The 9,940-nt window shown below is 49.6% G+C and carries 13 protein-coding genes; 1 reads left to right on the plus strand and 12 read right to left on the minus strand.

Going from position 1 to position 9,940, the window contains the following annotated elements; genetic code table 11:
- Positions 1 to 1,371 (minus strand): IS701 family transposase (locus IPL83_08490; protein MBK9039185.1); only part of this gene is annotated, 1,371 nt, incomplete at its 3' end.
- Between the two features lie 179 nt (positions 1,372 to 1,550).
- Between IPL83_08490 and IPL83_08495 the strand changes: the two genes are divergently transcribed.
- Positions 1,551 to 1,718, plus strand: a complete 168-nt coding sequence (locus IPL83_08495) for a transposase (protein MBK9039186.1) — start codon at positions 1,551 to 1,553, stop codon at positions 1,716 to 1,718.
- A gap of 333 nt (positions 1,719 to 2,051) precedes the next feature.
- Here the strand turns inward: IPL83_08495 and IPL83_08500 are convergent, their stop codons facing one another.
- The 11 genes from IPL83_08500 to IPL83_08550 form a co-directional block, all read right to left on the minus strand.
- The gene (locus IPL83_08500; GenBank protein MBK9039187.1) at positions 2,052 to 2,660 is read right to left on the minus strand and encodes a hypothetical protein; all 609 of its coding nucleotides are present in this window, start codon (positions 2,658 to 2,660) and stop codon (positions 2,052 to 2,054) included.
- A gap of 104 nt (positions 2,661 to 2,764) precedes the next feature.
- The gene (locus tag IPL83_08505) at positions 2,765 to 3,253 is read right to left on the minus strand and encodes a DUF4440 domain-containing protein (GenBank protein ID MBK9039188.1); all 489 of its coding nucleotides are present in this window, start codon (positions 3,251 to 3,253) and stop codon (positions 2,765 to 2,767) included.
- Between the two features lie 577 nt (positions 3,254 to 3,830).
- Positions 3,831 to 4,445: a GNAT family N-acetyltransferase gene (locus IPL83_08510; protein ID MBK9039189.1), complete on the minus strand. Its 615-nt coding sequence runs from the start codon at positions 4,443 to 4,445 to the stop codon at positions 3,831 to 3,833.
- A 287-nt stretch (positions 4,446 to 4,732) separates the two neighbouring features.
- On the minus strand, positions 4,733 to 5,149 hold the full coding sequence (locus IPL83_08515; GenBank protein MBK9039190.1) for a VOC family protein: 417 nt from the start codon (positions 5,147 to 5,149) through the stop codon (positions 4,733 to 4,735).
- Between the two features lie 236 nt (positions 5,150 to 5,385).
- On the minus strand, positions 5,386 to 5,799 hold the full coding sequence (locus IPL83_08520; protein MBK9039191.1) for a GNAT family N-acetyltransferase: 414 nt from the start codon (positions 5,797 to 5,799) through the stop codon (positions 5,386 to 5,388).
- Positions 5,800 to 6,079: 280 nt separating this feature from the next.
- Positions 6,080 to 6,493: a restriction endonuclease gene (locus tag IPL83_08525; protein MBK9039192.1), complete on the minus strand. Its 414-nt coding sequence runs from the start codon at positions 6,491 to 6,493 to the stop codon at positions 6,080 to 6,082.
- A 581-nt stretch (positions 6,494 to 7,074) separates the two neighbouring features.
- Positions 7,075 to 7,518, minus strand: a complete 444-nt coding sequence (locus tag IPL83_08530) for a hypothetical protein (protein ID MBK9039193.1) — start codon at positions 7,516 to 7,518, stop codon at positions 7,075 to 7,077.
- Positions 7,519 to 7,890, minus strand: coding sequence for a hypothetical protein (locus IPL83_08535; protein MBK9039194.1), 372 nt, complete (start codon positions 7,888 to 7,890; stop codon positions 7,519 to 7,521).
- 234 nt (positions 7,891 to 8,124) lie between these two features.
- The gene (locus IPL83_08540) at positions 8,125 to 8,766 is read right to left on the minus strand and encodes a site-specific DNA-methyltransferase (GenBank protein ID MBK9039195.1); all 642 of its coding nucleotides are present in this window, start codon (positions 8,764 to 8,766) and stop codon (positions 8,125 to 8,127) included.
- A 7-nt stretch (positions 8,767 to 8,773) separates the two neighbouring features.
- Positions 8,774 to 9,439, minus strand: coding sequence for a hypothetical protein (locus tag IPL83_08545; GenBank protein ID MBK9039196.1), 666 nt, complete (start codon positions 9,437 to 9,439; stop codon positions 8,774 to 8,776).
- Between the two features lie 177 nt (positions 9,440 to 9,616).
- Complete coding sequence (locus IPL83_08550) at positions 9,617 to 9,841, minus strand: hypothetical protein (protein ID MBK9039197.1); 225 nt, start codon at positions 9,839 to 9,841, stop codon at positions 9,617 to 9,619.
- Positions 9,842 to 9,940 lie beyond the last annotated feature (99 nt).

Genomic DNA, 9,940 nt, shown 5'->3' on the forward strand with positions numbered 1-9,940 from the left:
TTCTACTTTGTCAGAACACCTGTCACTATTCGTTAAGTTGTTGTTTGCGATAGGCCGAATCGATGGCGGCCTGTCGTTTTCGGTGGCGGACTTCCATCTGGCGGAGGATCTCTCCAAGGTGGTATCCCGTCGGGGAAGGAACTGGTTCAACAACGCGCGGATATCCGTGCCACTCAGCAACGGTCGGGTCTGCTGATGCAGTTGACGCTCTTCCAATAGAAACAGTATGGCCATCATGACCAGCGTCATGTGATGGTGCCAGCCCCGCCAACCCCGGACCTGGTAGTCGCCCAGCCCGACATCCTGTTTGCCTTGTTGCAAGGCGCGTTCGATCCAATAGCGCTGCCCTTGCATGAAGGCCAGCCGGGTGCCGGCGTGTCCGCCGGGGCGTTGCTGAGGCTGTATTTGATCTCGGTCGGCGTGTCGATCTCCCGGCGCACGATCATGCCATGGCCGGGCCTGGGCTTCCTCACCATCCCATAGCCACACCTGTCGATGCAGGATTTCCACTCGCAACGGGCCTTTCGTGCCGGCGCGCAAGGTGACCGATTGCCAGGCGGTGGCCGGTTGCTGCTGGGTCCAGAGGTCGACTCGCACCGCCAGGGTTTGCGCCCGCGGGCGGGTCGGGTGACGACCGTGGGTCGTTTTGGCTGGCGGGACGATCGGCTGCGGATCGTCCAGATAAATCCGCTGGTCCTTGTGCACATCCCCGACGAAGATCTCTCCTTGCGCGTCGAGGGCGCGCAGGAAGGTCGGATCACTGCCATAGAAGCCATCAAAGCCCACCCAGGCAAAACCGATATTCTGCTGGCGGGCGTGGGCGATCATCGCCAGGGCCAAGTCGATTTTGCGCTGGAAACCGCGCTGTATCTTGGGAATGCCGGCCGCTTGGCAGCGCGCCGGGTCGTTCGTCCACGCCTCCGGCAAAAACAACCGTTCGTCGATCAAGGTCATGCCCGTGCCCCGGCTCAGCGCGGCAAACACCCCGACCTGGCAGTTCTCCACTTTGCCCAACTGCCCGCACCACTGGCGGGCCACCCCCACCGAGTGGGTCCCTTGTTTCGGACAGCCGCTCTCATCGATCAGCAGGGCGCTATCGGCGTGTCCCCCCAAGAGCCGGTTGGCCTCTTGGGCCACGTGATCCAGTACCGCCCGCTCGGACCAAGCCGACTCGCTCAACATATGCTGTAGCGCTTGATGGTCCGCATCGGGAATCGCCTCTCCATCCGTTCCATGTTCTTGGTTTCCGCTTGCAGCAAACCCCGGACATAGGTGCCGAGCCGCCGTCTCGACCGTTCGGGTCCTCTGGCGGAAGTGACCGCCGAAGCGGTCGCAGAAGTCCAGGAAGCGCTGACCGATCCCGGCCAGCAACCCCACCCCGGCGTCAGTAACCGAGTTTTTTTATCACGTCCGACGATACTTCTTTCATACGTTACTCCATCAGGTCTTGTCTTTTGATCCAGGTCGGATTATCTTAATTTACTGATAAAAATCAAATACATGAATCTGACAAAGTAGAATTAAAGACGTTGGGGACCTATAAAGATGAAGTGGTCAATTATTTTTTAGATCGACTGACGAGTGGGTTTGTTGAAGGGCTTAATAACAAGATCAAAGTCATTAAGCGACGGTGCTATGGTTTGAAAAATATTGGGCATCTTTTCCAATATCTTTATCTGGACCTTTGTGATATTCTTTGTATGCCCACAAAATCATAGAGTTACCGAAATTTACTCCGAATTTATTGAGGAGTAACAAGTGATTTATGATCGACAATATTCTGTTTTTAAACAGAATTTACACCCCGGTAACTCCAAAAGAGCCTAGACTGCGTGAAAATGCGGCGGCGGATGGTCCCCGAAGAAGAGCTTTATTACTATTCCGTAAAATCTCGCTATTTCTGGCATATCCTCGCTCCGATCGAATCTACGAATTTTGGGCCATAACGCCCGCTTCAGCTGCGCCGAAACTGGAGTGTTTTTGTGTTAGTTTTTGAGCGCAGCGAGTGACACAAAAACGCGGAGGTTTTGGCGTCAGACTGGAAGCGCTTGTTAGGCAATAACTATCTCTAAATTTTGGATCAAATCAGAAATAACGACGTTTTCGCCCGTTGTTGATTCAAAGAAAAGTTGGTTCTTATTGCCAAAAGCAATATCAAATTCGCCTTTCAAATTAGCAGGTATATCGCTGTTAATGGATAAGGATTTAAATTTTCCTATATTGAATTTACCACCCGAACACTCAGCAAACTCATTTTTTAGACGCTGCTCCCAACCGTCAGTATCAAAGTTATATTTGACGAGGAAGACTGTAGGGAAAACCTGATTTTCTTCAATCGGAATAGTAGTGTGGGCATCACATTGCTCACCTATTCGATAGCTTAACTTTGCAGAATTTAATTTCGATATGGATTTTTCTAAAGAACTAGCGGCCTTAAATGCGATACCGCTAAATCCTTTGAACCTTGTATCATTAACTCCAAACCTGACTCTAAAACTTATAAATTCGATATTTATAGAACCAAAATTCACACCAATACTAGTGTACTCTTCTTTCTCCGTCAATGGCCACGCAAAAGGCAAACCTAATTCTTCTGATATGATATTAGCCACTTCAAGAGGGTCATCGACTTCAATCATCAGATGATCTATTTCAAACATTCAACATCTACCTTATTTTACCAGTTGATCTAAGTAGCCTAACGTAAAAATAACCGGCGCGCTTTAGCGCGCCCGTGTTAATTGAAATGTTATGCCTCTCGATACTATTTTTTCTCAGGCATTGCTGAGGAATGGTGGCTTGTAATTAGCCACTCCGAACCATTCCAACGATAGGTATAGCTGTAGCGTCCGCTGACCGACGCTCCTGTCTTGGCAAACGTGAATGTGTAAAGCCCCGCATCAACCGCAGTGTTACAACCGAGTTCAATGGTTCGCAAGTCAATCTTGCCAGAGGGTCGGTTCTCCAGAAAGTGATGGAAGTAATCTTCCTTCTCGGCTGGCGTGAGACGCGGCTTGTTTGAAACAGTGGGCAGAAGGATTGAGCGCTCCGCGTAGTTGGCTACCACTTTATGCGGATCACCTGTTTGCAACGACTGGTTCCAGCGATCGAACAATGACGCGATGTCCGCTTCGGAAATTGCCTTGCAGCTCTCTGTGCGTGCACCTTCTGCACCGGTCTGCGTGACTTGGTTTGAGGCACACCCTACAAGGGTCGTAACAATAAAAAACAAACTCAATGGCTTGATGTTCATAAAACGCTCCTAGTTAGAATACCGGGGGGATTTGGGGCATAACGTTCGAGCTAAGCGGCGATGGCCCCCCGTGTGATTCTCTGCAGTAGCGCCGCCACGAATTGCTCGATGCGCGCCTGCTCAGTCGACTTCTGTGCGGGCCTGTAGTTGTAGCTGAGTTCAGTGTTCAAGAGTCTGTAGCCCAGCTTGGTGTACCGGCCGATCAATTCTGCTTCATCTGCTCGTCGGTTGTTCAATGCTTGGTAGCTTACGAAAAACCTCGCATCCTGCAGCACGAAGCGCTCGTACAGCGACACCGACTGAAGTCCGTGGTGGCGGCAAACTGCGCGCTCACATACTTCCCAATCCGTCGCGTCCTCGGTCTGACTCTCCGATGTAGAAGGGAGTCAAGTCCGGCTCTCCCGGTCGTCTGAATCGGAGCACATAGACGATGTCCGTGTCTTCGGGGAACGAGATAGTGCTGAAGTTCTCTTCTTGCATTCCTACTCCCGCGAAAGGTCGGAGGAGTGTTCTTGTGCCGCCCCGTTGTCGCAGGCGCGAAGCGTCCGCGACAACGCCTCCCAAGTTGAAGCAGTTGTTAGGCTTTTATCATATTGTTCTGCAAAGCTCTTTCCTTCTCCTTCCATTCGGAGTCAATGATAGAATACCACGCTGTATCGCGGTTCTCGCCACGACTCACAAAGTGTTGTCGAAAGGTCCCTTCGTACTCAAACCCAAGCCTTGTCGCCGTGTTCATACTAGCTAAGTTCTTTGTGTTGCATTTCCATTCGAGTCTTCGATATTTCAAATCCTCAAAAACATAACTAAACAGCAAATACATTGAATTAGTGTTAATTTCGGTCCGTTGTGCGTTTCTACAATACCAGATCGAACCGATTTCGAGAGTTCCATGCTCCGGCTGTATATTCATGAGGCTTGCGCAACCTACTAAGCAATTCATGCGTTTGCTGAATACTTTATAAACAACCTCGTTTGACTTTTTAAGTTTTTGAGACAAATATTTTTCGAATATGGGCAATTCAGTCATAGTTGGAACATTGACATGATACTGAAATTGATCAGTCTCGTTATTTTCAAATGATGCTGCCCAGAACAATGCAACCAAATCTATCTGCATATTTACAGCCGTGATGTGAACAGCTTCGTTTTCGAGAACTACTTCTTTTGAAGGGAACTCCCATAATTTGGCCAACTCATTCTCCCAAATTTGTCCGCGCTGAAGGCGTCAGCCTAATGGGGCGACGGATAACCAGCAAGCCCGGACAAAACGCAGTTTTGGACGGGCGGAGTCCGGCAAACGCAGTTTTGACGGGCGGAGTCCGACAAAACGCAGTTTTGGACGGGCGGAGTCCGGTCGATCCGTGTGGTTGTGCGGTGTGGAGCGCCAAGCAACCAGCAGTTTGGAATCCGCTGCCCCGTCTCGCGGGCGCGCCACTTTTGGCGCGACCTGGTTAATCTGATTGTTATATTTTCTCAAAATCAGTTTCCCGGCCAAGTGAACTCCACGCGAATACCGCTCGGTTCATAGCACATCATGTGCTTTGCCGGACCCGGCCCCAATAGCTCCGGTGAGAACTCTATTTTTACACCACTTTCTTTTAGGCGCACGTATAATCTATTCAGGCTTTCTTCATCTGCAATAGAAAATGCAATATGGTGCAATCCAACATTCTTGTTTTTGTTGAATTCGCCCACTGGCTCTTCTTTTGTTGCCCAGAGCGTTAGCATAATCTGGCCATCACTGACAAAATGGCCGGATAATCTTCCTCCTTCGAACTTCCTTCCAGCCAAGTAAGGACGTAAAAATTTCGCACTTTCTTCCAGATTCGATACAGTTAGCCCGATATGATGAGGGCTTTCGTAAACGGTGTATTCATGACATTTCCTTTTAAACATAACGGGGTGGCGGATAAGCCGCGAGGGCGGAAAAGTTGAAGGCTTTGACGGTCGATGTTGGCTTGATCCGCGTGGTTGTGCGGCGCAAAGCGCCAAGCGACCAGCGGATTGAATCCGCCCCGTTTCGCGGGCGCTTCGCGCCCGCGAAACGACAAAGCTAACCGGCACCAAAGGCGTCCGGGTTGAGCGCCTTGTTGGGCAAAATCTAGTTCCATTATCCAGTTACTCATTGGAACTCACGGCAAATCAGATCGTTTCTTCTGATGACCTTGAAGCCATGCTTTCCAAAAGACCTTGGCAAGATGATTGGCTTCAACAAATAGATGCTGCAATTGGTTCATGGTTGCAACTTGAATCATATAACTCACCAATTCGCTGCCTACTCCAGTTCTATTATGCTCAGGATCTGTATACAGGCAGTCAATATGGCCATCTGTGTCTAACTCGCCAAATCCAACAGCAACCCCATTTCTTGTGCATACAAATGGTCTCTTTAGTTCACAGCGCCATTTCCAAACTTCAGGGCTCCGATCACTGGACGCCCATGCCTGAACCTGCTCCTCTGTGTAAGCATCTAGGGCAGTTCGAATAACAGCAGAATGGAAGATGCGACCAATCTCTTGGTACTGGCCGTTATAGTGCTCAATCATTGAGAACTTGCCTTTGCCCAACGGGGCGGCGGATAAGCCGCGAGGGCGGAAAAGCCGAAGGCTTTGACGGCCGATGTCGGCTTGATCGGCGTGGTTGTGCGGCGCGAAGCGCCAAGCAACCAGCGGATTGCAATCCGCCGCCCCGTTTCGCGGACGCGAAACGTTGCCGCTCAGCCGCGCGCGCCTTTGGCGCGTCGGCTGGAGCGGCCTTGTTATGTTCATATGTTTCAGACAGGAAAATTGATATTTCCATACCTTACGATGGCCTCGACTTTTGCTTTCATTGCATCGAAAAAGAGCATCTCCCTGATAAAATGAGAGCTAAATCTTCACCTGTCATTAAGATTATTCTGGGAGAATCACCTGAAAACTTAATTACCGCATTCTCGTCGAAACCGTTTGCAGACAAGAATAGACCCCGTGTACTCTGGGCCTTACCTCTTATTTTTCCATCAAACACAGATAAATCCTTTTGCTTGATAACTCCATCTTCCCACTTCGACTCAATCAAGTAGTCGAATTTATCAAACCGAAAGTGACCGTCGATTTGCTCGCCATCTGGCGTCTTATAGGGCCTGGAATATTCAAGCTCACTCAGCTGAAGCAAATCACAAAAAAGGTCTTCTAGCTTGTATCCTCGCTGTTGTGGGGTATATTCGGAGCCGGTGGTGAGAGAAATAAACTGAGAATTCAAACCTTCAAGTTTCTTCGTCTGCGATTTGTTTTCATCAATTTGTGTGCATAGGCTTTCTCGATTTTTCCCGCTCTCGCTTTTCTATTTCTTTCTCGCTCTCGCTTTTCTATTTCTTTCTCGATTGGGTCAGAGCCTACCATTTCGCGGAATTCTGACAATAGCTGCTTAGCTTTTTTAGTATCCAACGCATCTTTGTCTACAGCACCACGTAGACGAAAAAATTGGAAATCAAATTGTTGATGGTATCAACATCACCAGAATCCTCTAGATACTCTAGAATTTTCCTCATCGCCTGGTATTTGTTGAACGATTCTCTTGGGTACCTGTCTCGGAGTCTCTTTGATACCCCGCTACTATCTAAAAAACTATAAAAGCTGTTCCAATACCAAAAGCAAGCTCCTGACAATGATATCATCGCCTCTTTTAGCTCGTAATTAATCTTCTTGCTTGCCAACTTCTAAGATACCTTCAGACTTACTTGGAGAACATAACGTAGAAGTCACCGGCGCTGCGCAGCTTTATCGCGCAGCGTCCGTGGACTGCCGGGTTAGACCCTGATTGGGGGCCAATAGCACCAAGTTCTACCCTGCTTCAAATTGTTCAATACGAAACTGAATAAGCCACTTGAGTTTCGACTTGTCGCCGGCAAGATATGCCTTTAGGATTTCCACCAACTCTGGAACTCGCCCGATCGAAACAACATAGTCGAAGACCTTTGCCATAACAATCAACGTCTCTTTCGTCCACGGTCCGTCAACAACCAGAACAGCAAGCAGGTCCGGGTTGTGGCCCTTCCAATTGATCGCCGAAAACATTTTGTCTTTTGCGTACAAAGAGGCATGTCGAGAAGAGGACTTGCGGACCTCGATAAAGGCCAATGGAGCATCTGCGCTAGGGAGGACAAAGTCCGCTCTAAAGTCGTAAATGACTCCGGTGAGAGATGAATATTCCTCTTCGCGCTGAAATGGAACCGTCTGATCTGCTAATGCGCTTGCGACAATAGATTCCCAAAAGAACGCGGCCAACTAGATCGCGAACAATTTCCTAAGCGTTGATTCGAGACGCTGAAGAATTTCGCCTTTATTCACCGTCTTCGGGTCTACTCGCTCACTCAGTAAAGTTGCCAGCCTCAGGGCTGCGGGCTTAGAAATGGAGTTATCAGAAACCGACCCGACAAGCTCCTTCAGTTTTGACTTGCTGAATATCCCAGCCAAGTGCTGTAACAGCGGAAGGAGGTAGGGATTCTTCTGAATGAATACCGGATCAAATTCGGTGAACCCGTTAGATATTTTGTCCACGCTATTTAGAAACGTCGATCCCAACTCGCGTATGTGCCGATATACCTCAGTTGTAATTGCGGTTTCCAAGTCAAAAGGAATTGCGGATCTTGCTTCCATTCATCAACGGCTTGAGCGGCCGTAACATTGAACTGGCGAATGCCAAGACCAGCAGAAGAATTACGATCAATCGCTGGTCGGCAAGATGCTGTTCCTCGACTATCGAAAGGCCGTGCGTTTCGCGGGTGAGCTTGAGATATGCGTCAATGCATTTTCGATTTCGGCATCAGCAATCTGATAGAGGGTTATGTTGTTGTCATTGCTCTGAGTTACCGATTCGCTTGAATGTGATATTCACCAAGCCCTTCTTGGGCGCCTTCGTTTTTCCAAAATCCATCGATGCCCTCTCTTGCGTACCAAAGTGCATTCGATATTTTCAAAGCAAATTTCCTCAAGAATACGACTGAGTATCTGAGGTGCTTGATATGTATGCCATATAAGTGCGGAGTCAGCAACCACGATGTGGATTGGCGCTCCATGACGCATTACACGAAAACACTCGCGAAGCACTCTGACCATTTGAGCAAAGTATGGATAGACGAGAAAGTCATACTCCTTCTTTCCCGCTCTCTCGGTGCGTTTCTCGCCAAGCGCACAAACAACTTGGTCTAGCTCGTCGTGTACGACTGAAGGTATTTCGATTCGATATTCCTGTTGTAGGTGCCTGTGCCCTTTTAGTGCCGTCGTGGTATTAACGATCAGGCGACTGCGCACTTTATCAGTAATTTCGCCCCAAGAGGATGCCATCCCCCAAAAGTACAATTGCATCCGAGTCATTTCCGCATAGTCAAAGTTATTGAGGTACGGTGGCGACGTCACGACGATAGATACGGAACCGTCCTCTAGCTCCGGCATAGCTTCAGAAGACTTTCCAAATAGTTGAGACCTGTGCGCCAAATGTAAATCGCCAAGCGACATAAGGTCAGTACGAATCATGTCGCAACTAAAGACGCGGCTTCTCTTGGCGAGTGAGCTCGCTTCTTTGAAGTTGAGCCTTGTAAATCCCATCAGTAGCCGAATGTGAGCTACGCTCCAATGTCTTGGAGAGCACCATGAAAGCAAGAGGATCGTTCACGAGAGATAGCGCAGCAAAGGGGACTCGCGCGCCCCAAGTAGCTAGTGTAAGGACGCTCTCTGGAAATAGCTTTTCGAGGAATATCTTTTGTGTTTCCCCGAGCAAAGAAATCGATGCGGGTTTTTCTAGACCAACGACTATTGCGTCTTCAATCTCATCAATTCGGTGAAGGGCTCCAAGCCCGGACAGTTTTGCTCGACAGATTCTTTCGAAAAATGGGTGTGCCTCATATCCGACGGCATCAATACCTTGAGTTACGGCCTCCAGAGGGGCCGTGCCACAACCTGCGAAAGGGTCAAGTAGCAGGGCGGGACGACGATCTGCTAATGAAATCCGACACACGTTGTCGACAAATTCTGGAGAGAACCCCGCAATGAAGTTGAACCAACGGTGGATCGGGTGGTTCGCTGTCGTCGTATTTGTTGGGAGACGTTCCGCGCTAATTCGCGGAGTAGCCGGTTTCCGTATGGCTACCTTAGCGGTATTGGGGAATAGGTGCATCTGATTGTGGTCTGCGTGGATTGCTTTTCTCATTCGGTCATTCTACTTGGCGGCATGAGCTGCTGAAAGGCAATGGCCTAACGGGGCGGCGAATAAGCCGCGAGGGCGGAAAAGCCGAAGGCTTTAACGGCCGATGTCGGCTTGATCCGCGTGGTTGTACGGTGCGAAGCGTCCGCGACAACTAATTCTACTTTGTCAGAACACCTGTCACTATTCGTTAAGTTGCTGTTTGCGATAGGCCGAATCGATGGCGGCCTGTCGTTTTCGGTGGCGGACTTCCATCTGGCGGAGGGATCTCCCCAAGGTGGTATCCCGTCGGGGAAGGAACTGGTTCAACAACGCGCGGATATCCGTGCCACTCAGCAACGGTCGGGTCTGCTGATGCAGTTGACGCTCTTCCAATAGAAACAGCATGGCCATCATGACCAGCGTCATGTGATGGTGCCAGCCCCGCCAACCCCCGGACCTGGTAGTCGCCCAGCCCGACATCCTGTTTGCCCTTGTTGCAAGGCGCGTTCGATCAATAGCGCTGCC

The organism is Bdellovibrionales bacterium (genome assembly GCA_016716765.1).
Lineage (GTDB): Bacteria > Bdellovibrionota > Bdellovibrionia > Bdellovibrionales > UBA1609 > JADJVA01.

Coding starts and splice junctions, on each gene's coding strand:
- IPL83_08500 (MBK9039187.1), bottom strand. CDS start 2,660: ATGTTTGAAATAGATCATCTGATGATTGAAGTCGATGACCCTCTTGAA.
- IPL83_08505 (MBK9039188.1), bottom strand. CDS start 3,253: ATGAACATCAAGCCATTGAGTTTGTTTTTTATTGTTACGACCCTTGTA.
- IPL83_08515 (MBK9039190.1), bottom strand. CDS start 5,149: ATGTTTAAAAGGAAATGTCATGAATACACCGTTTACGAAAGCCCTCAT.
- IPL83_08520 (MBK9039191.1), bottom strand. CDS start 5,799: ATGATTGAGCACTATAACGGCCAGTACCAAGAGATTGGTCGCATCTTC.
- IPL83_08535 (MBK9039194.1), bottom strand. CDS start 7,890: ATGGAAGCAAGATCCGCAATTCCTTTTGACTTGGAAACCGCAATTACA.
- IPL83_08540 (MBK9039195.1), bottom strand. CDS start 8,766: ATGATTCGTACTGACCTTATGTCGCTTGGCGATTTACATTTGGCGCAC.
- IPL83_08545 (MBK9039196.1), bottom strand. CDS start 9,439: ATGAGAAAAGCAATCCACGCAGACCACAATCAGATGCACCTATTCCCC.
- IPL83_08550 (MBK9039197.1), bottom strand. CDS start 9,841: ATGACGCTGGTCATGATGGCCATGCTGTTTCTATTGGAAGAGCGTCAA.